The organism is Marinobacter sp. CA1, from assembly GCF_020546665.1.
GTDB lineage: Bacteria > Pseudomonadota > Gammaproteobacteria > Pseudomonadales > Oleiphilaceae > Marinobacter > Marinobacter xestospongiae.
Genome location: NZ_CP071785.1, coordinates 3,334,645 through 3,359,387, shown reverse-complemented (window position 1 = coordinate 3,359,387; position 24,743 = coordinate 3,334,645). Strand labels below are relative to the sequence as shown.

General features: G+C 64.2%; 20 protein-coding genes. 16 read left to right on the top strand and 4 right to left on the bottom strand.

What is annotated here, in order from left to right; translation table 11 throughout:
* Positions 1-11 precede the first annotated feature (11 nt).
* Both J2887_RS15345 and J2887_RS15340 read right to left on the bottom strand, forming a co-directional pair.
* A complete protein-coding gene (locus J2887_RS15345; RefSeq protein ID WP_227171968.1) occupies positions 12-2,555 on the bottom strand; it encodes a LamG domain-containing protein in 2,544 nt (847 codons plus the stop codon).
* Positions 2,556-3,827 carry a hypothetical protein gene (locus J2887_RS15340; RefSeq protein WP_228752817.1) on the bottom strand — a complete coding sequence of 424 codons (1,272 nt, stop codon included), beginning with the start codon at positions 3,825-3,827 and terminating at the stop codon, positions 2,556-2,558. It abuts the gene before it with no gap.
* 435 nt (positions 3,828-4,262) lie between these two features.
* Between J2887_RS15340 and J2887_RS15335 the strand changes: the two genes are divergently transcribed.
* The 15 genes from J2887_RS15335 (at position 4,263) to J2887_RS21730 (ending at position 19,632) form a co-directional block, all read left to right on the top strand.
* Positions 4,263-6,851 (top strand): hypothetical protein, encoded by a 2,589-nt coding sequence (locus J2887_RS15335; protein ID WP_227171967.1) that lies wholly within the window; start codon positions 4,263-4,265, stop codon positions 6,849-6,851.
* Between the two features lie 9 nt (positions 6,852-6,860).
* Positions 6,861-7,697 carry an SH3 domain-containing protein gene (locus tag J2887_RS15330; RefSeq protein WP_227171966.1) on the top strand — a complete coding sequence of 279 codons (837 nt, stop codon included), beginning with the start codon at positions 6,861-6,863 and terminating at the stop codon, positions 7,695-7,697.
* The gene (locus J2887_RS15325; protein WP_227171965.1) at positions 7,667-8,317 is read left to right on the top strand and encodes an outer membrane beta-barrel domain-containing protein; all 651 of its coding nucleotides are present in this window, start codon (positions 7,667-7,669) and stop codon (positions 8,315-8,317) included. The genes J2887_RS15330 and J2887_RS15325 overlap by 31 nt, the downstream gene beginning before the upstream one ends.
* Positions 8,318-8,341: 24 nt before the next feature.
* Positions 8,342-8,839, top strand: coding sequence for a TlpA disulfide reductase family protein (locus J2887_RS15320; RefSeq protein WP_227171964.1), 498 nt, complete (start codon positions 8,342-8,344; stop codon positions 8,837-8,839).
* A 52-nt stretch (positions 8,840-8,891) separates the two neighbouring features.
* Positions 8,892-9,119, top strand: coding sequence for a DUF4266 domain-containing protein (locus tag J2887_RS15315; protein ID WP_227171963.1), 228 nt, complete (start codon positions 8,892-8,894; stop codon positions 9,117-9,119).
* A 28-nt stretch (positions 9,120-9,147) separates the two neighbouring features.
* On the top strand, positions 9,148-10,254 hold the full coding sequence (locus J2887_RS15310) for a DUF3570 domain-containing protein (RefSeq protein WP_227176147.1): 1,107 nt from the start codon (positions 9,148-9,150) through the stop codon (positions 10,252-10,254).
* Between the two features lie 37 nt (positions 10,255-10,291).
* The gene (locus tag J2887_RS15305; protein ID WP_227171962.1) at positions 10,292-10,840 is read left to right on the top strand and encodes an AraC family transcriptional regulator; all 549 of its coding nucleotides are present in this window, start codon (positions 10,292-10,294) and stop codon (positions 10,838-10,840) included.
* Between the two features lie 7 nt (positions 10,841-10,847).
* Positions 10,848-12,818 (top strand): tetratricopeptide repeat protein, encoded by a 1,971-nt coding sequence (locus tag J2887_RS15300; RefSeq protein ID WP_227171961.1) that lies wholly within the window; start codon positions 10,848-10,850, stop codon positions 12,816-12,818.
* Complete coding sequence (locus J2887_RS15295) at positions 12,811-15,768, top strand: tetratricopeptide repeat protein (RefSeq protein ID WP_227171960.1); 2,958 nt, start codon at positions 12,811-12,813, stop codon at positions 15,766-15,768. Before J2887_RS15300 ends, J2887_RS15295 begins: the two co-directional genes overlap by 8 nt.
* A complete protein-coding gene (locus J2887_RS15290; protein ID WP_227171959.1) occupies positions 15,755-16,339 on the top strand; it encodes a tetratricopeptide repeat protein in 585 nt (194 codons plus the stop codon). Before J2887_RS15295 ends, J2887_RS15290 begins: the two co-directional genes overlap by 14 nt.
* Positions 16,340-16,353: 14 nt before the next feature.
* On the top strand, positions 16,354-16,728 hold the full coding sequence (locus J2887_RS15285; protein ID WP_227171958.1) for a hypothetical protein: 375 nt from the start codon (positions 16,354-16,356) through the stop codon (positions 16,726-16,728).
* A gap of 139 nt (positions 16,729-16,867) precedes the next feature.
* The gene (locus J2887_RS15280) at positions 16,868-17,566 is read left to right on the top strand and encodes a MotA/TolQ/ExbB proton channel family protein (protein WP_227171957.1); all 699 of its coding nucleotides are present in this window, start codon (positions 16,868-16,870) and stop codon (positions 17,564-17,566) included.
* Between the two features lie 27 nt (positions 17,567-17,593).
* Positions 17,594-18,094, top strand: coding sequence for an ExbD/TolR family protein (locus tag J2887_RS15275; RefSeq protein ID WP_227171956.1), 501 nt, complete (start codon positions 17,594-17,596; stop codon positions 18,092-18,094).
* A 9-nt stretch (positions 18,095-18,103) separates the two neighbouring features.
* Complete coding sequence (locus J2887_RS15270; protein WP_227171955.1) at positions 18,104-18,604, top strand: ExbD/TolR family protein; 501 nt, start codon at positions 18,104-18,106, stop codon at positions 18,602-18,604.
* Positions 18,604-19,632 carry an AgmX/PglI C-terminal domain-containing protein gene (locus J2887_RS21730; RefSeq protein WP_267461604.1) on the top strand — a complete coding sequence of 343 codons (1,029 nt, stop codon included), beginning with the start codon at positions 18,604-18,606 and terminating at the stop codon, positions 19,630-19,632. Before J2887_RS15270 ends, J2887_RS21730 begins: the two co-directional genes overlap by 1 nt.
* A 26-nt stretch (positions 19,633-19,658) precedes the next feature.
* Here J2887_RS21730 and J2887_RS15255 read toward each other — a convergent pair whose 3' ends face one another.
* Positions 19,659-21,527: a putative bifunctional diguanylate cyclase/phosphodiesterase gene (locus J2887_RS15255; RefSeq protein ID WP_227171954.1), complete on the bottom strand. Its 1,869-nt coding sequence runs from the start codon at positions 21,525-21,527 to the stop codon at positions 19,659-19,661.
* Positions 21,528-21,968: 441 nt separating this feature from the next.
* Between J2887_RS15255 and J2887_RS15250 the strand changes: the two genes are divergently transcribed.
* Positions 21,969-23,846 (top strand): sensor domain-containing diguanylate cyclase, encoded by a 1,878-nt coding sequence (locus J2887_RS15250; RefSeq protein ID WP_227171953.1) that lies wholly within the window; start codon positions 21,969-21,971, stop codon positions 23,844-23,846.
* 52 nt (positions 23,847-23,898) lie between these two features.
* On the opposite strand, the gene djlA is transcribed toward J2887_RS15250, so the two are convergent.
* Positions 23,899-24,693, bottom strand: coding sequence for a co-chaperone DjlA (gene djlA / locus J2887_RS15245; protein ID WP_227171952.1), 795 nt, complete (start codon positions 24,691-24,693; stop codon positions 23,899-23,901).
* Positions 24,694-24,743: the final 50 nt, after the last annotated feature.

The following is a 24,743-nucleotide window of genomic DNA, read 5'->3' as shown; positions in this document are numbered from 1 at the left end:
GGCAGTTCCTCTTACTGAACGAGGGTGACCGCACTGCCGAGCACGGCGGCGCAGCTGGCCTTGACGATGGTGGCGGTGCGATCACTGGCGCAGTTGCCGCCACAGGCGCTGAGCCGGTCGATCAGGTCGTTCAGTTCGTTTTCGATGTCGGCCACCGATGGCTGGCTGGCCAGATCCTGACCGACAAATTCGTTGATCAGCGGCGTGATCACCTGGCTGCGGCCGGCGGCATCGAACGCGCTGCTGGTGGCAGCGCTGACGTTGAAGCCGGGGAAAAAGCTGCTCCGCAGAGTGCTGTCTTCCACCAGGGCATCGCAGTACTGGATCGCCAGCTGGGTGATGGCCATCTGGTGGGACGACAGGAAGCCGTTGATGTTCTCCACCGTCGGCAATTGCTGGCGCACGGTGGCAAAGGTGTCGGCCACCGCCGGGTGGTTGGTGGACACGCCGGTCATGCGGGACATGGAGACGTTGATCTCATCAAACGTCTTCAGGCCGATATGGGAGGCCGGGGCGCCGTTTGCCGGGGTTGGCTGCGGCGGCAACGGGCTCTCGATGCGGACATTCTCATGGTGACCCAGGCGGTCGAAGGTGAGGAAGAACTCGTCGGTTGCGGGGCCGTTTTCAAGGGCAATCAGCGCGCCCAGGCGGGACAGCGGCTGGCCGCTGCCCGGGCTGTAACGGTCGGCGTCCAGCACCACGTCGAGATTGGCAAAGGCCTGGCCGACGGCGGCCTCCCGGCCATTGATGCCGATACGCATGCCCGCCAGTTCAATGCCATCGGGGCGCTGGTCTTCGTCCAGGCTGATAAAGAAGGGCTCGGAAAACAGGTAGCTGTAACTGTCGAACTGGCTGACTTCGAGCACCACATAGCTCTGCGGCACGTCAATCAGGTGGGCGACGCTGAACAGCAGGTAGTATTTCTGGCCCACACCCACCTCGAAGTTGGCCTGGATCTGGTCGTCGCTGAGGGCCCGGTTGTGGATTGCCACCATTCGCAGGGTGCCCTCCCACAGGGAGTTGCCGTCGGTCTCGTTGCCGAGCACCAGGGCGAAACTGTTGTCCCACTCATTGAGTAGGCCGGCCTCCGCCGGGTCCAGATCGCCGGTGAACTCGCCGTTAACGTAGATCCTGCGGCCTTCGCCGGCAGTGAAGTTAACCACCACATGCTGCAGCGATGCCTGCAGGCGGTTGTCGCCATCGGCGGTGGCGAAGGCGGTGTTCTGGTCGGTGGTGGAGCTGCGGTGCAGCACCTCGTAGTTCTGCCGGGTCTGGCTCAGGGTGACGTTGCGGGCGGTGGCCGACCCGGAGTAGGTGACGATGCGGGCGTCTTCCTGGCTGGTGTTCGCCGGGGCGACCCAGGCTTCAATGCTGTATTCGCCGGAGGCGGTCAGCAGATCATGCAGCTTGCGGCTGGCCATGGTTGAACCCTGGGCCTTGCCATTGCGGACGCGGTTGCCGGAATCGTCATCGTAGGCGGCGCCCACGTTGATGCCCCAGCCGCCGACCCAGTCGACATTGCCGATCAGATTCAGGTGCAGGGCCGGTTCCACGCCACTGGTGTCAAAAGCCGTGCGGCCTTCCCCGGCCTTGAACTCGTACAGCGCGATGACGTTGTCCTCGAAGCGGCCGCTGGCGTTCGCCGCCAGACCGTCCCCCAGCAGCGCCAGGGCCTTGCTGGTCACCATGTCGCCATCGGGGGCATTGGCGGTGAGGCTGTTGGCAAAGTCTTCGATGGCCATCTGCATGGTGAGGGCGGAGGTGGTGCAATCGTTGTCCCAGCAGTTGTGGAAATCATCCCGCAACCGCTCCACCAGGCGCGACGCCGCCGGGTTGCCCAGGTTGATACGGCTCTGGGACTCGGCGTAGGCGGTGTCGACGTCGGCACTGCCGATGTAGGGCGTCTGCACGCCTTCCACATGGCAGTCGGCGCAATAGGTCTGCAACACCGGGTAGACCAGGGTGCCGAAGCTGCCGCTGGTTTGTGGAAAACGTTTGGTGGCGCCGGGGTCGCGAATCACCGGCGGCACCAGGTCGATGGTCTTGGCGCTGCCGCTGGCGTCGCCGGCCCAGTCTTCCAGGTAGCTGGTGATGGTGTCGGCGCAGGCCTGGTCGCTGGCCAGCCAGCAGTTGTGACCGCCGGCCACCTTGCTGACCAGCACCGACTGGCCCGGATCGGTCAGGTCAACCACGGTGTTGGCCTGGGCGTAGGCGATGTTGATGTCGCCCTCGTGGACGAAGGTGGGAGCCTGACCGCCAACGTTGTGGCAGGTGCCGCAACGGTTGCTGGCGACCAGGTTGTCCCAGACCGTACGTTTGAAGTTCTGGACGTCATCGGTGGCCGGTGGCGGACCGCTGTAGTTGCTGTTGGGGGGTGGGGTGCCGGTGTTTGGCAGCGCCTCGGTGGCTTCGCCGCCACAGCCGGTCAGGCCGGCCAGCATCAGCACGGCCAGCCCCGCCAGCGTGCGTGTAGTGCCGTGAACAGTGCGGTGGACAGTGCCGTGGCCAGTGCCGGTGGCAGTAGAGTGGGGCGGGGTCGACAGATACCGCATCATTCAGTCTCCCATGCAGTAGACGGCGGAATCGGCGAAGCTCCGCTTGAGCTTGAAGCCGCTGGCTCGCAGGTTCGACACCATGGTGGCGATCTGGCTGCGATCGGCGCTATCCACCGGATCACGCAGGCACACGGTACGGAACACCTTCTTGGCCTGGCATTCGGCAAAGGCGTCGGAGTGGGCCAGCTCCTGTCCCATCGACTTGGCACCATAGCCTCCGCCCTCGGGATTCTGCGCGCTATCCCAGCCCAGTCGCCGGTTGGGGCCGGCACGCCAGTAATTGTCCCAGCGGTCGTCGCGGGTGATGTAGCCGGGTTCAAAATTGGCGGCGTTGATCAGGTATTTGCCCTGGACCCGGGTGCCGGTGTCCGGGTCCGTCGCGCCCACCGTGTTATAGACCAGGCGGCCCAAGTTGCCGTCCGGATCGTTGTCGGCGTCGTACTCGAAGTCGTAGTAGGCGAAGGCCTGGGCCAGTGGGTCCATGCCGCTGTGACAGCCCACGCAGTTGTTGAGAAATACCCGGCTGTCGCCCCCGGGGCTGCGGGACACGTCCTGGCGGATGCGGTCCGGCGGACGGGTGACGTCGTTCACCTGCTCGAGGTCGTTGCACAGGTGGTTCATCAGGGTGAAGCGGAACATCGCCCGGTTGGTGCCTGCGCTGAAGAAGGCCTGGGCGGCGGCGCGGGAGGTCATGACGCCAGCGGTGGCGGTGGACGGCAGGCCGTTGCGGCTGGACTGGGTGGTGGCATCGAGGTGGTCTTGCAGGCTGTACCCGCCGGCTTCCAGCTCCCGGTAGTGATCGTTGTTGTCGATGGCGTAGGGGGGCAGGTTAAGCGCGCCGTCACCGACGTAGAGGATGTCGTCATAGAGGATGGTGCGGAAATCCCGTTCGTCCCGAACCACGCCAATGACCGTTGCGGTGTAGTCGTTAAGCGGCACGAAGCTGGACTGGGCCTCATTGGTCCAGGGCGCCGCAAAATTCTTCAGGGTGACATCGTAGAAGGCGCGGTCGTCCATGGCGGTGTAGGCAGCCTGTTGGGCATTGCCACCCTGAATCTCCAGGGCCATGGTCTCCAGCACTCCGGCCGACGGCCGCACCCCGGTGAGGCGTTCATGCATGCGTTGGGCCTGCTCGCGGGCGCCGGCGTGGGCGGACTGCCAGGGCAGCGCCAGGGAGGCCAGCAGGCAACCCATTCCGATCAGGCGGCCGGATTGCATCAGAATCCGGTGGGTGTGCTGTCCCACGGGCCAGTTACTGCCGTTGGCTGTCATCTTTTGTTCCTCGTGCCTCTCTTATGCCCTCCCTGCCCTTCTCATGCCTCGTCCCCTCATGGCAGGGACCCGGAGTATTTTTCGGTGTTCAGGTCCGCTTCCACGACGCTGTCATCATAACGTGACAGCTTGTCACGCAAGGCCTGGCGGGGCTTTCAGGGTTGCTCATCTTAGGGTGGGGGCGGTGAAATCCGGAAGAAATTCACTGGCTCTTTGTTCAGTTTTGAGACCTGTCGCTTATGGTTACGTTTGTTTACACGAAGCGTTTGGAATGTAAACAAGTGTTAAACGTACTCTGTGCATCCTGTACTATCTGGCCCCTTATCACAATGCGCCTTGAGGTTTAGTTCATTGGCCCGCTCAACGACATATTCCAGCCGTGACCCGATCGGTTGTACGCTCACTCTGCGGGCCTCTCTGTGCGCTTTGGTCGCCGTGTTGACGGGCTGTGGACCCGGAGGTGGCAGCGGCCAGGCGCCGGACCCGGTGGTGGCGGAGCAGCCGGTGGCGTTCGTCCAGCGAACCCTCAACGTTGACCCCGACAGCAACGAACTGCGCGATGACCGCCGTGAGCCTGACGCGTTTCGTCCCGGTGCCCGCCTGTACCTGAAGGACCGGGCCGCCCCCAGTGCGGCTTTACGGGACATTACCTCGTCGCTGTTTGCCGATGACCGCTTCCTCGATGACGAGGGCGAGCTGAGCTACGACGTCAAGGACCTGGCGGTCTCCTACGATGGTAACCGCCTGCTGTTTGCCTTGCGGGCGCCGGAAGTGGACGACCAGGCGTCGACCTGGAACATCTGGGAATACGACGTGGCCAACGATCTCCTGCGCCGGGTGATTGCCTCCGATACCCAGGCCGAAGCGGGCCACGACATCGCCCCGGACTATCTCCCGGATGGCCGTATCGTGTTTGCCTCCACCCGTCAGCGCACCGCCAAGGCGATTCTGCTGGACGAGGGCAAACCCCAGTTTGATGCCCTGGACGAGGACCTCGATGCCCCGGCGTTTGTGCTCCATGTCATGGCAAGCGACGGCAGCGACATCGAGCAGATCACCTTCAACCAGAGCCACGATCTGGACCCCACCGTGCTGGCGAACGGCAAGATCCTGTTCAGCCGCTGGGACAACGCCGGCCAGACCCGCAACAACGGTTTCAACCTTTACCAGGTCAACCCGGATGGCACTGACCTGGCGTACGTATTCGGCCGTCACTCCCACGATTCCGTTGAGGGGCAGACGGTGCATTACTTCCGTCCACTGGCGTACAACGGCCAGGTGCTGGCCCAGGTGCGACCGTTCGCCAGCCAGAGCCTGGCGGCGCTGCCGGCGTTGCTCGACACCACCGCCTTTGTGGAGGCGGACCAGCGGCTCGACGGCAGCGAAGGCGATGGCCAGGTTGCCGTGGTGGCAGGCTACGATGGCTCTGGCGAGCCGAATCTCAACGGCAGCTATGGCGCTGCCTCGCCGCTGTTCGACGGCACCGACCGCTACCTGGTGAGCTGGAGCCCCTGTCGTCTGCGGGAGGCATTTACCGAGGGCGACGACCGCATCGTCAACTGCACCGAGGAACGGTTGGCCGCGCCGGACGATTACGACCGTGCCTTGCCGATTTTCGGGCTCTGGCTGCTGGACAAGAGCAGCGTGACCCAACTGCCGGTGCAGGCGCCGGAGGAAGGCGTGCAGGTGGATGAGGCGGTGCTGATGATTGATCGCCCGCTGCCGACCCACCTGGCACCAGCGATACTGGACAGTGAAGGCGCCACCTTGGCCAACAGCGGCTACGGCGCCGTGCACATCCGCAGCGTGTACGACGTAGACGGTACGGACACCGCACCCGGTGGCATCCGCACACTGGCGGACCCGCTACAGACCGAGCCGGCGGCGCGACCTGCGATGTTTGTCCGGTTCGAGAAACCGGTGTCGATTCCCGATGACGAGGTCCGGGAGGTTGACCGTTCCGCCTTTGGCCGCAGCGCCGCCCAGGGCATGCGGGAGATTCTCGGTTACGCGCCGGTGGAGCCGGATGGCTCGGTGCGGGCGGCGGTGCCTGCCAACGTGGCCTTCGCCATCAGTGTGCTGGATGGCAACGGCGAGCGGCTGTCTGCCCGTCACCAGAACTGGCTGCAGGTGCGCCCTGGTGAGACCCTGAGCTGCCATGGCTGCCACGACCCCGGCAGCGACGTGCCCCACGGCCGGCCCGATGCCGGACCCGCTTCGGTCTACAGTGGCGCCCGCACCACCGGTCTGGAGTTTCCCAACACCGACCCCACCCTGGTGGCCGACATGGGCGAGACCATGGCGCAGACCTACAGCCGCATCAACGGCATCCGCCAGTTGCAGCCCGACCTGGTGTTCGAGGACCAGTGGAGCAATGACGCGGTGGTGGCCAAGGCGGCGCCGTTCGCTTATCGCTACGCCGATCTGAGCACGCCCTCACCGGTATCGGCGGCCTGCGCCGCCAGCTGGTCCGGCTTCTGCCGCACGGTGATTCACTACGAGCAGCACATTCACCCGCTCTGGGGGCTGGATCGGCAGATCATCGCTGCCGATGGGGTAACGGTGCTGGACGACTACACCTGCACCGGTTGCCATTCCGATCAGGACGCCGATGGTGCCCTGCGGCTGCCCGACAGCCAGCTGGACCTGTCCGACGGGCCGTCGCCGGACGAGCCGGATCACTTCAACGCCTACCGTGAGCTGCTGTTCAACGACAACGAGCAGGAGATTATCGATGGCGCGCTGACGGACGTGCTGGTGGACACCGGAGAGATTGAACGGGATGAGGACGGCGTTCCCATTCTCGATGCCGAGGGCAACACCATCCCGGTGTTCACCACCGTCAATGTTCCGGCGTCCATGAACACCGCCGGGGCCCGCGCCAGCAGCCGGTTCCTGGACCGGTTCCGCAGCGGCGGCAGTCACCAGGGCTTTCTGACCGAAGTGGAGCTGAAACTGATTGCCGAATGGCTGGATCTGGGCGGCCAGTACTACAACAACCCTTTCGACACCCCTGAGGACTGACGGCTGCCGATGTGTGATATCGACTCAGGGTTTGATAACAGCGTGGCGCTCAGCACAGCCCCCGACAGCAAGCCTGGCGCTGCCAGGTTGAGGATAGTGGCATGGCTGCTGGCCTGTGTGCTGCCGCTGTTGGTATCCCCGGCCCTGGCTGATGATGGCCGGGGGGCGACGGCGGATCTGCCCCGGGTTCAGGTGGCGGAACCTTACGTGGCGTGGCACACCGGTCCGGCGGCGGCCTATCCGGTGGTGCGGGTCAGTGAGAAAGGGGAGTGGCTGACCCTGGTGCGGCGCAAGACCGACTGGTTCCGGGTGCGGGATCGTCGGGGCCGGGAAGGCTGGGTGCATGTGGACGATGTGCTGCTGACCTTGGACGGCGCCGGTGAGCCGGTGACGCTGACCGAGCCGCGGTTCGACGATTTCAGCACCCGCCGCTGGGAGGCCGGGCTGATGATGGGGGAATTTGACCGTGCCCCGGTCACCGCCGTTTACGCCGGCTACTGGATGACAGCGAACCTGTCGCTGGAGCTGTGGGGCTCCCAGGCGCTGGGAACCGCGTCGGAGATCCTGATGGTGAGCGGTAACCTGGTGCACCAGCCGTTCCCGGACTGGCGGGTGTCGCCGTTCTTTACCCTGGGTTATGGCCATATCGCCATCCGACCCAAGACCACCCTGGCGGACACCGAGAACCGCGACAACCCGATGGCCAATGCCGGCCTGGGGGTCCGCTTCTACATGACCGACCGCTATTTTCTGCGTGCCGAGGTGAAGGACTACAAGACCTTCACCGATCGACAAACCAACGAAGAAGCAACCGAATGGAAACTAGGACTCAGCATCTTTTTCTGACCCTGTCGCGGCGAGCCTGGCTGCCATTGCTGCTGTGTGCGGCTCCGGCCTGGGCGGCGGAAGAACCCACCCTGATCGAGCCGGACGTCAGACCGGTGGCGGTAGACGAGGCGCTGATCGACACCGAGAACTTCGAGGTCGGCGCCTTCACCGGTGTCCTCAACATCGAGGACTTCGGTTCGTCCTTCGTCTACGGCGCCCGTCTGGGCTACAACCTCAGCGAATCGCTGTTCGTGGAGTCCAACATCGGTTTTGCCGAGGGCGGGGAGACCAGTTTCGAGCAGCTGGCAGGCGATGTGGAGCTGCTCACCGACAGTGAGCGGGAGTATGTCTACTACAACCTGAACTTCGGTTACCGGCTGCTGCCGGGTGAGGCTTTCTTCGGTCCCGATCACGCCTTCAACACCAACTTCTACCTGGTGGCCGGCGCCGGTGCGACCGATTTTGCGGGGGACAGCCGTTTCACCACCAACGTCGGTTTCGGTTACCAGGTGCTGTTCACCGACAGTCTGGCGGTGGAGTTGGGGGTGCGTGAACACATGTACAAGATCGATGTATTGGGAGACGAGAAAACCGCCTTCAATACTGAAATCCGTTGTGCTCTGTCGGTCTTTTTCTAGGTTATCAACAGGAGTTTTCAGCGTATGAACCGAACCCTCATTGCAGCCGGCCGCACTGGCCTGACATTGCTGCTGGTGCTGTTCAGCCTGGCGGGCCGGGCCAGTGAGCCGGCGCCGGATTTTACCCTCAAGAGCAATCAGGGCGAGAACCTGCGCCTGGAGGATTACCGCGGCCAGGTGGTGATGCTCAACTTCTGGGCGTCCTGGTGCGGCCCCTGCCGCCAGGAAATGCCGTTGATGAATGAGATCTACCAGAACTACAAGGATCTCGGCTTCACCGTGCTGGCGGTGAATGTGGATGCCGACTCCGCCGATGCCAATCGCTTTCTGGAGGCGGTACCGGTGTCCTATCCGGTCCTGTACGACACCGAAAGCCGGGTCAGTGAGCTGTACGAGGTCGACGCCATGCCCACCACGGTGATGATCGACCGTGACGGCAACGCCCGCTACCTGCACCGGGGCTACCAGCCGGGCTATGAAGACCATTACGCCGAGCAGGTACGAGAACTGGTGCGGGAGTAAGCGCTGAGATCGACGCACTGTGACCCGCTGGTCGTGACATGAGTAACGCAAAATGACGAAACCGCTGATAATCGCTTCCCTGCTGGCCCTGCTTGTGGTGTCTGGCTGCAGCGCCATCGAGCCCTGGGTCAAACCCTATGAGCGGGCCAACCTGGCAGACCCGATCATGAGTCCGAGTCGCCATGGCTACGCCGATGCCTACATGCACCACGTGTATCAGGCGCGGGAATCGGCCCGTGGTGCCGAAGGCGGCTCCGGAGGTGGTTGTGGCTGTAACTGATTGGGGTTCGCGCTGGCTGCTGCTGGCGATGACGCTGCTGGCCACCACTGCATCGGCCGCCACCCTGCCGGTGGACAAGGTGGATGTGCTGTACCACCGTTACGACGGCGGCGGCATGATGATTGATGGCCCGTCGGTGCTGGTGCGCAAGAGTGCCGGCCCCCAGCTGTCGTTCACCGGCCAGTACTACGTCGATTCCGTGTCTGCCGCCTCGGTGGACGTGCTGGCCACTGCCAGCAAGTACACCGAGGAACGCACCGAGTACACCGCCGGGGTGGACTACCTCTACGACAAGGCCATTCTCAGCCTGGGCTACACCAACAGCTCTGAGAACGACTACGAGGCCAACACTCTTTACCTGTCGGTCAACCAGGAGTTCTTCGGCGGTCTCACCACCCTGAAGATGGGCTACGCCCAGGGCTGGGATGAGGTCGGCATGACCGGAAACGACGGCTTTGAAGAGGACGCCGACCGCCGCAACTACCAGCTCGGAATTTCCCAGGTGCTCACCAAAAACAGCCTGCTGGGGCTGGATCTGGAAGCGGTCACCGATGAGGGCTTCCTGCAGAACCCCTATCGCCAGAATCGTTACCTGGACCCGGCGGACCCGGGCAGTTTCCTCTACCAGCCGGAACGCTACCCGCAGACCCGCACCAGCCTGGCGGTCGCCGGTCGGGCGCTGTATTACCTGCCGTACCGGGCCTCGCTGCGGGGCGAATATCGCTTCTTCAACGACAGCTGGGGTATCCAGGCCCACACCGTCGAGATGGCCTACGTGCATCCGCTGGGGCCGCGCTGGGTTGTGGAAGGTCGGGTCCGCTACTACACCCAGGACCAGGCGGATTTCTACAGCGACCTGTATGCCTATGAGAACGCCTTGACCCACCTGGCCCGGGACAAGGAACTCAGCCGTTTCTCCGGTACCACCCTGGGCGCCGGAGTGAGCTACGAATGGCGCCAGAGCGGCCTGCCCGGTGTCGATCGGCTGCAGTTCAGCCTGCTGCTGGACTACCTCGATTTCAGTTACGACAACTTCCGGGACGTGACCGCGCCCGGGAACTACCTGCCCGGTGAGGAACCGTTGTATTCCTTCGACGCTTTCGTCACCCGGGCTTCGTTGATTCTTGAGTACTGAGCCCGGCGTCACGGGCCTCGCGAACAAGGTTATGGCTATGACAAAGAACACCGTTTCAGGGTTGACCCGGCTCTTGCTCAGCGGGCTGTTGCTGGCACTGCCGCTGGCCGGGGCCGCGCAGGAGCAGACTGCCGAGCCAGAGGCGGGGGCAGCGGTCAGCGTGGAGGAGCTGAAGCGGCGGGTGATCGAACTCAACCGGGATCTGTTCATTCTGGAGGAGGATCTGCTGTTTCCCGCCAGCACCCAGTTTGCTGTGTTCCTGAGTGTCGACACGGGCCGCTTTCTCACCCTGGACAGCGTCAAGCTGAAAGTGGACGACGAGGTGGTGGCGGCGCACCTGTACACCGACCGCCAGGTAGCGGCGCTCCAGCGCGGTGGTATGCAGCGGCTGTACATCGGCAACCTGCGTAGCGGCAGCCACCAGGTCACCGTCTTCGTTGAGGGCGTGGGCGCCGACCAGCGCGCCTACAAGAAAGCGGCGACCCTGGATTTTGACAAGGGGGTGGACATCGCTTCGCTGGAAATCCGGGTTAAGGACAGCGCTGCGGACTACCAGCCCCATGTCGAGATTGTCGAGTGGGAGTGAGCGCGCTGTGAGTCGGACCCTGTCCCGAACCCTCCAATTACTCGGTCTTGGTCTGGCTCTGGCCGGTGCCCCGTCCGTGGCCGCTGCCGCCAGCGATGACTGGCCGCAGCGGGCCCAGGACCTGGGCTACGGCACCATCCTGTACGATCACTATCAGGGTCGGTCGCTGGACGCGCTGACCGGGTTTGCGGTCGCCGAGGCCCGCGATGGCATCCAGGGCCATGGCGATCATCCGCAGTTGATCCGCGGCAGCGTGATGCTGGCCTACGGCATGACCCGCCAGGCCCAGGCCCTGTTCGAAGCGTTGCTGGAGGACAGCCGGGTTGATGCGCTCAGCCGCAATCTGGCCTGGTTCTACCTCGGCAAGGTGTACTACCTCGAAGGTGACAACTCACGCTCGCAGCAGGCCCTGGCCAGGGTGACTGCAGAGGTGCTGGCGGCGGATGCTCCGGATGACCATGAGCAGTGGCTGTACCTGCAAGGCCAGCTGGCGTTGCGGGTTGACGGGGCCGGTGCTGACAGCAAGGTGGAGGCGCTGGTGGCGCGGTTACCGTCCGGCAGTCTGTACCGTCACTATCTGCGCTACAACCTGGCCAGCGCACGGCTGGCGGCGGGGCATCGTGAGGCGGCGTTGGCGACACTGGAGCAGCTGGCGTCGCAGCTCCAGGCCACGGCACCGGCGCAGGACGGTGAGTCGCGGGCGCTGCTGGAACGCACTCAGCTCAGCCTGGGGGAACTGTATCTGCAGCAGTCGCGACACCGCGATGCCCAGTCCCGTTTGGCCGCCATCCGCCTGGACAGCCCATTCTCCGACCAGGCGCTGTACCACTATGCCCTGGCGAGTGCCGGGACCGAATCCTGGGGACTGGCGCTGCAGGCTCTGGATACCCTGCAACAGCGGCCTCTGTTTTCGCCCTGGTTACAGCAGGTGCCCTATGCCCGTGGCCATGTGCTGGAACAGCTGCAGCGGCCGCAACAGGCCATGGTGGCCTATCGCAATGCAGCAGAGCGCTACCAGACCCTGCAGCAGCAGCTGGCGCAGGCCCGGGCCCAGTTGACCGAGGCCAGCATTGTCGGCGCCCTGCAACCGCTGGCGTCGGTCGCTGACGGCCAGCCACCGGGCCAGAGTGTCGTGACTCTGGGCGACCCGGCGCTGGGCAGCGACGCCTATGGCCGGCTGCAACTCCAGCCGGGCGACCCTGCTCTGGCCCAGTTGCTGTCACAGGAACCGTTCCAGCTGGCGCTGCGGGATCTGCACGAGCTCTACCGGCTGCAGCGTCTGATGACCGACTGGCAGGACAAACTGGCGTCCTTCGACGCCATGCTGGTAACCCGCCAGAGCCAGCGTCAGCGCAAGATCGCCGACACCCGCGCCGCCCTGCAGGCGCAGCAGGCTGATCAGTGGCTCGGCCAGCAGCAGCGGTTCCAGCGTCGCATCGACGCGGCGCTGGCGGCGGAAGACGCCGACTTCTTCATGAGTGAGCCGCAGCGGGCCGCTCACCGGCGTATCCAGCGGGTACTGGCGACACTGGAAACCTTGCCCGACGATGAACGCACCGCATCCCAGCGCCGCAAGATCGCTCGCATCCAGGCTTACTTTGACTGGCAGGTGGCTGACGATTACGGCGTCAATCGCTGGGCGGCGCAGAAACAGCTGCGGCAACTGAACCAGGCCATGGCCGAGTTCCGCCAGCGCCGGACGGCACTGGCCGGGGAAATGGCCGGCACCGGCGGCAACGCCAGCCTGGCCCGGCGGATCAGCGCCAGCGGCCAGCGTCTTGAGACCCTGGCTGGCGAGTTGGAGCTGGCCCTGAGCCAGGCCCGGGCGGAACTGCTGGCCCGGGTCAAGGCGGATTTCGACCGCCAGCAGCAGACCGTGCAACGCTACCTTGTGGCCAGCCGCCACGCCCAGGCCCGGTTGGCGGATGCGGTGTTCAGTGGTGTCGATGACCGCCCAGAGGAGCAGACCGATGATTAGACAGTCTGCCTTTACCCCGCGCCGGTCCTGGCTGGTGCTGGCCATGGCGGCCAGCCTGGGTGGCTGCCAGAGCCTGTCCCCGGACGACTGGTTTGGCGACGATGAGCCGCAGGTTCAGCCCCACACCCTGGCAACGCTCCAGCCCGCCGATCTGAGCAACCTGTCAGCGGTTGGTTCGACCAATGAGACGAGTGGGAACGGGGCCCCCGGAACCGGAAATAGCGATCCCGGGCGCACAACCGAGTCCCTGGCGCTGGCCGACGTGATCGCCAGCTACGAAGCGCTGTTGCCGTTGCTGCAGGCCTCGCGGCAGCCAGAGGACCAAGAACGACTGGTGCAGGTACGGCACCGGCTGGCGGACCTGCGTTTTCAGCAGGCAGAGGAGCGGCTGGCGGACCAGGCGGTCGATGACCTGGCGCCGGCCATCGCGGCCTACCAGCGCCTGCTGCGCCAGTACCCGGATCGGGCCAGCAATGACCAGGTGCTTTACCAGTTGGCCAAGGCCTACGATCTCAAGGGCGAACGGGAGGCGCACCTGCAGACCCTGGAGCGGCTGATCCGCGACTACCCGGCGTCGGCTCTGGTGACCGAAGCCCAGTTTCGTCGTGGCGAGCAGCTGTTTACCGAAGGGCGTTACCGCGCCTCGGCTGAGGCGTATGGGGCGGTGATCGCCGGCGCCGATGGCGAGGACCAGCGCTTCCTGGCGGATGCCCATTTCATGATCGGCTGGTGCGCATTCAAGCTGGCTCAGTATCAGGACAGCCTGATGAGTTTCACCCGGGTGCTGGACCGGGTGTTACCGGCGGATACCCGGATTGCCGGCGTCGACCAGCGCCATCGCACCATGGTGGAGGACCTGTTCCGGGTCATGGGACTGGCGTTCACCCATCTCGGGGGCGCCGACAGCGTCGAGCGGCTGTTCCGGGACATCGGCAGCAAACCCTACGAAACCCTGGTCTATGACCGCTACAGCGAGCAGCTGCTGGCCAACGAGCGCTACTCCGATGCCATTGAGGTGTTCCAGCGCTACATTGCCAACCACCCGGACAGCCGCTGGTCGCCGCGCTACCACCTGGCCATTATCGATACCCTGCAGCGCGCCGGCTTTAGCAGCGACATCGGCCGCTGGAAGGCGGACTTCATCCTCAACTACGGCATCACCAGCGGCTACTGGCAACAGGCTTCAGCGCCCCAGCGCGACGAATTGCGGACACAGCTGGAACCCCTGCTGACCGAACTGGCCAATCGTCACTACGCCTTGGCCCAACGGGCCGAGGGTTCCGGAAAGCGGCAGCAGGCGAGGGCGCAGTACCAGTCTGCTGCCTTCTACTATGGCGAGTTTGTGGCGACCTTCCCGGATCACGCCCGTACCCCGGAAATCCTGTTCCTGCTGGCAGAGACGCACCTGGCGCTGGCCCAGTGGCCCGAGGCAATCGCCGCGTTTGAGCAGGTGGCCTATGGCTTTGACGCACACCCCCGTGCCGCCGAGGCAGGCTATGCGATCATCCTGGGCTATCGGGATTACGTTGCGGCGCTCGCGGCGACGGCTGAGCCTGCGGCGGAACAGCGCCGAGCACTGGTGCAGCGGCAGCAGCGCAACCGGCTGCGGTTTGTGACCCGGTTTGCCAGCGATCCCCGGGCGCTGGATGTGCTGTACGTGGCGACCCGGCATGAATTTGAGCACCAGCGGTATCAGCAGACCCTGCGTCATGCCCAGCGCCTGATCGACTGGCAGCCGCTGCAGCAACCGGAGCTGATGGCGGAAGCCCAGTTGCTGAAGGCCCACAGTCTCTACCAGTTGCGCTCCTATGCGGCCGCCGAACAGGCCTATCAGGAGGCACTGTTGGTGATGGCGCCGCAGGACCGGCGTCGCGCCGACATCACCGAGAACCTGGCCGCCAGCGTTTACCGTCAGGCCGACGATCTGCTGGCTGCCGGCGACACCGTGGCGGCGGTCGAACAGTTACTGCGGGTGGGCCAGGTGGCGCCGGGGGCGGCCCTGCGCGCCAATGCCCAGTACGACGCCGCCAGCTATCTGATCGAGCTGGCCGACTGGGATCGGGCCATCGCGGTGCTGGACGGCTTCCGGCGCGACTACCCTGACCATGAACTGAACGACGAACTGCCCGCCAAACTGGCGCTGGCCTACCGCGAAACGGGCCAGTGGCAACAGGCCGCTGACGAAACCCGGCGTCTGCTGGCATTGGCGGACAGCGAGGACGAGCGACGTCAGACCCTGATCCTGGTGGCGGAGCTGTACGACCGCGCCGGGAACACCGGCGAGGCCATCGTGACCTGGCGTCGCTATGCCAATCGCTACCCGCAACCGCTGGCGGCTTACATGACGGCGGCGGACCGGTTGGCAGAGCTCTACGCCGAACGCGACGATGTCGACAAACGCCGCTACTGGTTGCAGCGGCAAGTGGCGGCGGTGGATGCCCGCGAAGCCCGAAACGGAAGCGTCGACGACTACCTGCGCTACCAGGCAGCGGGAGCCTCCGCTGCCCTGGCGGAGGAAGCCTATCAGGCGTTCCTGGCCATTGAACTGACGCTGCCGCTGCAGCAGACCCTGCCGGCCAAGATCCGCACCCTGGAGACGGCCGTTGCGGCCTACCGGAAAACCAGCGGCTATGGCGTTGCCGACTTTGCCACCGAAGCCGGCTACCGGATCGCCGATCTTTACGCCCAGCTGGGCGCGGCTCTGATGGACTCGGAACGGCCCCAGGGCTTGAGTGAACTGGAGCTGATGCAGTACGAGCTGTTGCTGGAGGAGCAGGCCTACCCGTTTGAAGACAACGCCATCGACATTCATGAGCAGAACGCCCGACGCAGCTGGAACGGCCTCTACGATGACTGGGTTCGCCAGAGTTTCGAGGCCCTGGCGCAGCTGTTGCCTGCCCGCTACAACAAAGCCGAGCAGACTGCGGAGGTGATCAATGAATTGCGGTAACCGCAGGCGTCACCACGGCTCTTGCCTGCTGGCAGCGTTGCTGCTGCTGGCCGGGTGTGCCGCCCGGCAACCCGCGCCTGACAGCACCACCTGGCAGCCCGATGAGGCCACCCGCACCGCCTACCAGGCGGCGCTGTCGCAGCTGTCGGCGGGGGACCTTGATGCCGCCGCAGCGCAGTTGCAGTCGATCCATCAGGCCCATCCGTCTCTGGCCGGCCCGGTGGCCAACCTGGGGCTGATTGCCATGCGCCAGGGCGAGCGGGATCAGGCCCGGGGGTATTTTCAGCAGGCACTGGCGGCGCACCCTGAGCATCTGCACAGCCTCAATGCCCTGGGAGTGCTGGCCCGGCAAGACGCCGACTTTGAGGCCGCGGAACGCTATTACCGCCAGGCCCTGGCGGTGAATCCGGACTTCAAGCCGGCGCTGCGCAACCTGGGCATTCTGCTGGAACTGTACCGTGGCGAACTGACCGAGGCGCTGGCGCTGTATCAGCGCTATCAGGCGTTGCAGCCGGAGGAAGATCCCCAGGTCAGTGAATGGATCTTTGATTTGGACCGTCGGATTGAATGATGTCGGGAGAGCGCATGCAAAAACATCGACCCCGCCGAATGGCCGCGGCCGTTACGCGCCCCCTGGGGCTGCCCTCGCTTGCCGCTGTACTACTGCTGGTGCTGGCCGGTATTGCCCAGGCCCAGCCAGGGGATGCCGGCGTCGTGACCATTGAGGGCACCCGGATTCGCGCTGACCAGGAGCTGCCGACGGTGATGTACCTGGTGCCCTGGCAGCCCCCGCAAGTGCAGGCGCTGAAGCGGGCCGACGAGCAGCTGATGGTCGGCACCGGTATTGCGCCACTGGAGCGGGCGGAGTTTCGCCGGTTGCTGGATTACCACCGGCGCTTCCAGGCGGCGATGGCCAACCCCGAGGAGGGCGCCGCAGCCCCGGCAAAGCAAATGCCTTAGAAAGCTTTTGTTCAGAAACGCCAGAAAAATGCCCGGAGCTAAATGTGTGTTCGGGAAACGATGAATAGTTGAAAACAGATGAGTGTTCAAAAGTAGCCATGACGAAAATTCAGAACCATCCAACCGGGAGTGACTTCCAATGATTGAAACCGCCATTCGCTTCTTCCAGGAAGGTGGCTTTTTCATGTTTCCGATCGCCTTCATTCTGGTGATCGGGCTGATTGTTGCCATCGAGCGTTACGTGTACCTGTCCGCCCAGAAGGTCACCAACCGCCGGGATTTCCGCCAGTTGCACCACAAGCTGGCCAACCGTGACCTGCGGGGCGCGCTCAACTACGCCAGCGAATCCGGCAGCGCGATGTCGGCGATGATCGGCGCCGGCCTGCAGCGCCTGGCCCGCCGCCAGTCCCGCGAGGACATCGAGTACGCCATGGAAGAGGGCCTGCTGGAGGTTATGCCGCGACTGGAGAAACGGACCCAGTACCTCTCCACCCTGGCCAACGTATCCACGCTGCTGGGCCTGCTCGGCACCATCATCGGCCTGATTGCCGCCTTCACCGCGGTGGCTTCGGCCGATCCCGCCGAGAAGGCCAGCCTGCTGTCCCAGAGTATTTCGGTGGCGATGAACACCACCGCCTTCGGTCTGATTTCCGCCATCCCGCTGCTGCTGTTGCACTCGGTTCTGCAGACCAAGACCAATGAGATTGTCGACAGTTTCGAGATGGCGGGGGTGAAGGTGCTCAACCTGGTTGCCGACGGTCGCGCCCCGGCGCCAGCTACCGGCTCCCAGAAACCGGCCGCTGCGGACAATCCGGCCAATGCTGGCTCGGTTGCCTGATCACGCCGACGACACAGGAGTCTCACTATGAGGCGGAAACATCGTCGCCTGCGCAGCGACGCCGATCTGGACATCACCGCGTTCATGAATCTGATGATCGTGCTGGTGCCGGTTCTGTTGCTGAACATGGTGTTCGCCCATACCAGCGTGCTGGAGCTGAACTTTCCCGAGTCCGGCGGCCAGGCCGGTGACCCGGCCGAAACCCTGCAGTTGCAGGTGGTGCTGGGGGACGACGCCCTGGTGGTATCGGACAACCGCGCCGGGGTGATCAAGCGCATTCCCAACCGCGACGGTGGTCACGATTTCGACCTGCTGGGTCAGGTGATGCAGGAGATCAAATCGCGGGTACCGGACAAGCGGGACATCGTCATCATGGCGCGCAAGCAGACCTCCTACCAGACCCTGGTCACCACCATGGACACCGTGCGGTCCTATGAAACGGTGGTGGCGGGCAGTGTGGTGGACGCCGAGCTGTTTCCGGAGATTTCCATTGGGGATGCACCGGAGACCGAGCGTGAATCGGGTTAAGGAACGGGCATGAAAGAATCAGCCAAAGCAAAGCGCCTCAAGCGCCACCAGCGCCGGGGCAAGCAGCAGAGCAAGCTGAACCTGGTGTCGCTGATGGACATTTTCACCATCCTGGTGTTCTTCCTGATGGTGAACTCGTCCAGCGACGTTCAGGTGATCAACCCGGACAAAGGCATCCAGCTGCCGGTGTCGAGTGCGGACACCCCGCCGGCGGACGTGCTGGCGCTGACCGTGACCCAGCAGGACATCGTCATCAATGGTCGGGCCGTGCTCAAACGGGCGGACCTGCTGGCCTATGAGGGCACGGTGGAACCGTCGCTGAAGGCCGAGCTGGACTACCAGGCCCAGCGCTCCGATGCCCCGGCACCGGAGGCTGGCCGGCCGATCACCATCGTCGCGGACCGGGAGCTGCCCTATGAGCTGTTGAAGAAGATCATGTCCACCTGTGTGGACGCCGGTTATGCCAGCATTTCCCTGGCGGTGAGCCAGCAGGCGGAGCAGGGGGCGTAATGGCGAACTCTCAACGACTGGGCCTGCCCTGGAACGACGAACCCGGAGAGAAGCGCCGCCTGCGACTGATCGCGGCGGTAGTGACGCCCCTGTTCCTGGCCATTGCCGGCTACGTGACCTGGGTAGACCTGCCTGAACAGGCGCGGGAAGAGCGCGAGGCGCTGCCACCGCAACTGGCACGGCTGATCCAGGAGAAGCCGCCGGAGCCACCGGAGCCGGTCAGGCCAGAACCGGCCCCGGTGCCGGAACCTGAGCCCGAACCTGAGCCCGAACCTGAACCGCAAGTGGCGGACGCGCCGACACCGCCCAAGCCAAGACTGGTGGCGCCTCAGCCGGAACCCGAACCGGAGCCCGAGCCTGCGCCGGAACCGGTGGCTGCGACTGAGCCGGAACCGACACCGGCGGACGTGGCGCAGGCCCGGGAGAAGGCCAGTCAAAGCGGTGTGCTGGCGATGAGCGGCGAGCTGGCCCAGCTCAGTGCGGCCGCAGACTCAATCCAGCTGGATGCGCCCGAGGCCAATCTGACCGCCAGACCCATCGCCCGGGAGAAGACCGACGCCCTCGCTGCCCGGGCGACCGCCAGCCGCAGCAGCGGCGTGGATGACAGCCGCCTGAACCAGCAGAGCCAGAGCCGCGAACTGGCACAGCGGGAGCAGGCGGAGGTCCAGCAGGCCGAACAGGTGGTGGCCGCTGCAGCGGCGGAAGAGGTCAGAACCCAGCAACGCCGCGACAACCGGGAGCGTTCACGGGAAGCCCTGCGGCGTACCATGGACGCCAACAAATCGGCGATCTACAGCATCTACAACCGGGCGTTACGGCGTAAGCCATCGCTGCAGGGACAGATCACGCCGGAGCTGGTGATTGAAGCCAGTGGTGTGGTGTCCAGCTGTGAGGTGGTGGAATCGACCCTCAACGAGCCGATGCTGGAACTGAAGATCTGCAACCGTCTGAAGCTGGTGAACTTTGGCGCTGAGCCTGGGGTCAGCCAGACCACCATCCGCTACCCCATCGAGCTGCTTTCCGGCTGATCGGCGGCGCCACACTGCACTGGCGTTCAGATCTGGTAGTCCTGAGCCGGTCGCGGCAGGTCGTCAAGAAAGCGGTTGCAGAGGTCATCGAAACAGACCGGACGGCTGTAGCGGTAGCCCTGCAGGTAATCGCAGTGGTGGGACTGCAGCCACTGTTCGTGCTCCAGGGATTCCACCCCCTCGGCGACCAGCGACAGCCCCAGGCCCTTGGCCAGCCCGATGATCGACAGGGTGATGGCGCAGTCGTCCTCGTCGGTGGGAATGTCGCGGATGAACGAGCGGTCGATCTTGATCCGTGAGAACGGCAGGCTCTTGAGCCGGGCCAGGGAGGAGTAGCCGGTGCCAAAGTCGTCGATGGCCAGCTCCGATCCGGCGGCCACCAGTCGGTTGAGAGTGGTTCGCAGGATCTGGGAATCCCCTTGGATGGCGTCCTCGGTGACCTCAAACTGCAACGCCTGGGGTGGCACCCCGAAGTTCTTGCACACCGCTGCCACCCGTTCCGCCAGTTCCGCCGTCAGCACCTGCTCCGCGGCCAGGTTGACACTGATCACGGGCAGTGGCTGCTGACGCTCCCGTGCGACCTGGATGTCGCGACAGACCTGCCGCAACACGCTGTCTCCGAGTTCATTCATCAGGCCCGCGCCACGGGCCACTTCCAGGAACTCAATGGGAGGCAGCATTCCCCGTTCCGGGTGTTGCCAGCGCACCAGCGCCTCGGCGCTGACCATCAGCTTGCCGGTACTGTCGAAGATGGGCTGGTAGTGGACCGTCAGTTCATCGTTGAGAATGGCGTAGCGAAGATCCCGTTCCAGGGCGAAGCGGGAGCGGGCGGTCACCTGAATGGACGAGTCGAACCAGCAGGCCTGGCCCTGGCCCCGCTTCTTGGCGTGGTACATGGCAGCTTCGGCACTGCGCAACAGAGTTTCGGCGTCATGACCGTGGTCCGGGTAACGGCAGATACCGAGGGACGCGGTGAGGCTGAGCTGCTGGTCCTGGAGCATGAACGGGGCCTGTATCGACTGCTGGACCTGTTTGACTAGCCCATCAAGGCCATGACCATCGCCACTGGCCCGCAGCAGCAGGGCAAATTCGTCACCGCCAATTCGCGCCAGCAGGTACTTGCCATTGATCTGCAGGTTGCTCAGGCGCTCACCGGTCTCTGTAATCACCTGATCGCCGACCTGTGGACCCAGGCCATCGTTGATGGTCTTGAGTCGGTCCAGATCCAGCCATAGCAGGGCGAAGGGGCCCTGGCGCCGACGATTGGCCTTGCTCACCAGATATTCCACCCGGTCCCGCAGACTGTGCAGGTTGGGTAGTCCGGTAAGGCTGTCGTAGTGGGTCAGGTAGTCCAGTTTGCGCTTCGATTCCAGCCAGGCGGTGTGGGTATTGATCAGGCTGATGGTGTCGGCGATGGCGACCACGAACGACAGCTCCGGCAGGGTCCACTCCCGGTGCTGAAGAGCTTCCAGGCAGATCACGCCACTGGGCCGGGCGCCATCAAACACCGGTGCGTCCAGCATGGACTGGATGCCCATTGGGATCAGGTAGTCACGGGCAAAGGAGGCGGTGCGCTTGTCGTGGGGGGCGTCGATGGCGTCAATCAGTCTGGCCCTGCCCAGGGCCTCGAAGTAACGGGGATGTTCTTGGGCATGAAGTTCCAGCGATTGCTGCTGGACCACCGTGTCGCCATCGACGCACAGGTGTTCGCAGGTCAGGCGATCATGACCATGGCTCAGGTGCCAGACGCTGACCCGTTCCACGTCCAGGGCCGTGGCACACATGGTGGTGAGTGCAGCCAGTTTGCGGTCTCTGGATTCGTTGATGAACTCGGTGCTGTGGCTGAGCTTCATCAGTCGTTCGTGGAAGTCGGTAAACAGTCTGCTGTCTGACATCGGTTATGCGCCTGTTTCCTGTATCGCGTCGGGCGGTGTCGTGTCGTCAGGGCCCGCTCACGGGCATTCCCGGCTTCATCTCGCGCCCGAACCTGGGGCCCATGGCAACCAGGAAGCCTAATCAATAATGGCAACAGCCCCCTGAGCTGTCCAACCAACCAAGGTCGCAACCGTGGTTTCGGCCTGGATTCCGGGCAGGGTCCGATGGTTGGTTGCTGTCGTGGTTGAGGGTATTCAAGGGGCGAGCGTCCTGACCACACAATAAGTTGCGGGCGAACCTTAACGGGCTGTAACCCTTTAGGGAATGTCAAATTCTGTGATGTGTAGCCATTTGTTATCTATTTGAGTTTTTTTATGTCCTGGCGGCGCACCCAGCGGGCCCTTCGGTCATACTTTGGTCGGACACTTTTCAAACAATAATGACAAGGCTGTCGCCAAACCATGCGTTTCCTGACACTCATCACCGTGCTCGTCTGGCTGCTGGTGACCACCGGCACTCACGCAGACACCCTGACCTGGTCCGACCAGGATCGGCGGGTGGATCTGACCCGCTACCTGGATTACCTGATCGAGCCACCCGATGGCCTGGGCATTGAACAGATCCGGGCGTTGCCGCCGTCCGCCTGGATGGACAATCATGCTGAGAGCATCAACTTCGGCTACGGCGAAGAGGTGTTCTGGTTTCGGCTGACAATTAATCCCGGATCGCAGACCTTCACCCCGTTGCTGGAAATCGCCTACCCGGTGCTGGATCGCATCGATGCGTTCCTGGTGCGGGGAGGTGGTGTGGTTGAGCACCAGGTGTTGGGGGACAAGCTGCCGTTCCACCAGCGACCGGTGCACCACCGCAACTTTTTGCTGCCGCTGGCACTGACCGCCGATGAGCCATTGCAGCTGTACCTGAGGGTGGAGACCACCAGTTCGATGCAGGTACCGATGACACTGTGGGACGAGGCGGCCTTTCACGCCTCCGACCAGGCCGGCAGCATCGCCGAGGGGCTGTATTTTGGCATCATCCTGGTGATGATTCTCTACAACCTGTTCGTCTACCTGGCGGTGGGGGAGCGCAGCTTCCTCTACTACGTTGGCTACATTACCGCCATGCCGCTGTTTCTGGCCTCTCTGCGGGGGCTGTCGTTCCAGTACCTGTGGCCCGAGGCAACCTGGTGGAACGATCAGGCCATCGTGGCGTTTCTCAATCTGGTGATCGTGTTTGGCGCGGTATTCACCATGCGCTTCCTGACCGTGGTACCGCGAACCCATCCCCGGCTCAGTGTGGTGACCATCGCCGCCATCGCCATGGCGGGCCTGTTGGTAGTCGCGAGCGTGCTGTTGCCGTACCGGATGCTGATTGTGCCTACGATCACCCTGGCCACGCTGACCTGCTCGCTGATGCTGTTCCTCGGCGTGTACCGCTGGTGGCACCGGGACACGGCGGCGCGTTACTACACCGGCGCCTGGGTGTTCATGCTGTCCGGGGGCATCGTGCTGGCGCTCAGCAAGTTCACCATGCTGCCGCGTAACGTGTTTACCGAGAACGCCACCCAGCTCGGCTCCGCGCTTGGGGTGATTCTGTTGTCCATTGCCCTGGCCGATCGGCTCAACCGTGAGAAGCGGGCCGCGTTCCAGGCCCAGCAGCGGCTGTTGCGGGAAGAACGCAAGGTTCGTCTGACCCAGGAACGGTCGCTGCGGATTCAGCAGCAGGCCAACGCCCAGCTGGAGGAGCGGGTGCAGGAGCGCACCCGGGATCTGGAGCGACTCAACGCCCAGTTGCTGGAACTCAGCTCCACCGATGCCCTGACCGGGCTGAAGAACCGGGCCCACTTCGATTCGGCGTTCCAATCAGCGTGCGTACGCGCCTACCGGTTCCGGCAGCCGCTGTCCGTGCTGGTGGTGGATATCGATCACTTCAAGCAGTTCAACGACACCTATGGCCACCTGGTGGGGGATGACTGTCTGCAGAGCGTTGCGGAGCAGATCCGCCAGATTGTGACCCGGCCCCAGGACCTGGCGGCGCGCTATGGTGGTGAGGAGTTTGTGGTGTTGCTGCCGGACACCCCGGAAGCAGGGGCCGTGCGGGTGGCGGAGCGTATCCGCAAGGTGGTGGAGCAGGCGGAATTCCGGGTGTCGGATGACCGTATCCGCCTGAGTGTCAGCATTGGCGTTGCCACTCTGAGACCGGACCACGCCGAGCAGACCAAGGAACTGTTCGAGCGCGCGGATGCGGCCCTGTACCGGGCCAAAGCCCAGGGCCGCAATCGGGTGCAGGTGGAGCGGACGCCCCAGGCCGATCCGGTGGTCACGTCGATCAAGCGCTGACGGTTGGTTCGATTGCCCCGAAGGGACTGGCACCGGGAAAGGCGCGGGCGGCTCAGGCCGACGCTTTGCGGGCAGCGGTCACAATGTCGTAGGCGTGGCTGATTTCCCGGGTCTTCTCCTCGGCCATGTCCCGCATGCTTTCCGGCAGACCACGACCGGCGAGCTTGTCCGGATGGTTCTCACTCATCAGTTTGCGGTAGGCCTTCTTCACCTCGGCGTCGGTGGCGGAGGCTGACACCCCCAGAACCTTGTAGGCATCCTCCAGCTGCTGGCCGCTGCTGGCGGCACCCGCGCCGCCTGCCCGTCCGGCATGGGCGCCCCGCAACATCGCTTCCAGCTGTTCCACTTGGCTTTCCGGCAGCCCCAGGGTGCGGGCGATCTTCACCAGCATGTCGTGCTCGGCGGGGTGGACCTGACCGTCGGCAGCCACCGCCGAGACCTGCACCTGCAGGAACATCTGCAGCATCATCTGCTGGCCGCGGGTCACCTGCAGGAAGCGGTTCAACTCCGCGTCCAGGTCGAAATCCGCCGCCTTGCCCCGGTTGAAAGCCGCCTTGGCCGCCTCGCGTTGCTGGCCGGCGAGGCGAAAGCGGTCAAAGAACGCTTCCGCCACCTGGATTTCGTCCCGGGTGACCACACCATCGGCCTTGCACAGCGCTCCCATCACCGCAAACACCGGTTCAATGAAGGAGGCCTGCAGATCCTGCAGTCGCGACTGCAGGGTGGCCCGCAGCCGATTGCGCAGGAATCCGGCCACGATAACGCCGGCAACGGCGCCGATCAGCAGACCGGGGAATCGTCCAAACTGGTAGCCGATCAGGCCACCGATGATCATCGGGAACAACATGGTGTGATCCTTGGGAGGGTGACTACGATATCAGCCAGCAGCGTCTTGCT

What these genes read in the sequence shown, in the direction of transcription:
- J2887_RS15345 (WP_227171968.1), bottom strand. Translation starts at nt 2,555, where the DNA reads ATGATGCGGTATCTGTCGACCCCGCCCCACTCTACTGCCACCGGCACT.
- J2887_RS15280 (WP_227171957.1), top strand. Translation starts at nt 16,868, where the DNA reads ATGATTGAAACCGCCATTCGCTTCTTCCAGGAAGGTGGCTTTTTCATG.
- J2887_RS15325 (WP_227171965.1), top strand. Translation starts at nt 7,667, where the DNA reads ATGGAAACTAGGACTCAGCATCTTTTTCTGACCCTGTCGCGGCGAGCC.
- J2887_RS15255 (WP_227171954.1), bottom strand. Translation starts at nt 21,527, where the DNA reads ATGTCAGACAGCAGACTGTTTACCGACTTCCACGAACGACTGATGAAG.
- J2887_RS15310 (WP_227176147.1), top strand. Translation starts at nt 9,148, where the DNA reads ATGACGCTGCTGGCCACCACTGCATCGGCCGCCACCCTGCCGGTGGAC.
- J2887_RS15275 (WP_227171956.1), top strand. Translation starts at nt 17,594, where the DNA reads ATGAGGCGGAAACATCGTCGCCTGCGCAGCGACGCCGATCTGGACATC.
- J2887_RS15285 (WP_227171958.1), top strand. Translation starts at nt 16,354, where the DNA reads ATGCAAAAACATCGACCCCGCCGAATGGCCGCGGCCGTTACGCGCCCC.
- J2887_RS21730 (WP_267461604.1), top strand. Translation starts at nt 18,604, where the DNA reads ATGGCGAACTCTCAACGACTGGGCCTGCCCTGGAACGACGAACCCGGA.
- J2887_RS15340 (WP_228752817.1), bottom strand. Translation starts at nt 3,827, where the DNA reads ATGACAGCCAACGGCAGTAACTGGCCCGTGGGACAGCACACCCACCGG.
- J2887_RS15295 (WP_227171960.1), top strand. Translation starts at nt 12,811, where the DNA reads ATGATTAGACAGTCTGCCTTTACCCCGCGCCGGTCCTGGCTGGTGCTG.
- J2887_RS15330 (WP_227171966.1), top strand. Translation starts at nt 6,861, where the DNA reads ATGTGTGATATCGACTCAGGGTTTGATAACAGCGTGGCGCTCAGCACA.
- J2887_RS15250 (WP_227171953.1), top strand. Translation starts at nt 21,969, where the DNA reads ATGCGTTTCCTGACACTCATCACCGTGCTCGTCTGGCTGCTGGTGACC.
- djlA (WP_227171952.1), bottom strand. Translation starts at nt 24,693, where the DNA reads ATGTTGTTCCCGATGATCATCGGTGGCCTGATCGGCTACCAGTTTGGA.
- J2887_RS15290 (WP_227171959.1), top strand. Translation starts at nt 15,755, where the DNA reads ATGAATTGCGGTAACCGCAGGCGTCACCACGGCTCTTGCCTGCTGGCA.
- J2887_RS15305 (WP_227171962.1), top strand. Translation starts at nt 10,292, where the DNA reads ATGACAAAGAACACCGTTTCAGGGTTGACCCGGCTCTTGCTCAGCGGG.
- J2887_RS15315 (WP_227171963.1), top strand. Translation starts at nt 8,892, where the DNA reads ATGACGAAACCGCTGATAATCGCTTCCCTGCTGGCCCTGCTTGTGGTG.
- J2887_RS15320 (WP_227171964.1), top strand. Translation starts at nt 8,342, where the DNA reads ATGAACCGAACCCTCATTGCAGCCGGCCGCACTGGCCTGACATTGCTG.
- J2887_RS15270 (WP_227171955.1), top strand. Translation starts at nt 18,104, where the DNA reads ATGAAAGAATCAGCCAAAGCAAAGCGCCTCAAGCGCCACCAGCGCCGG.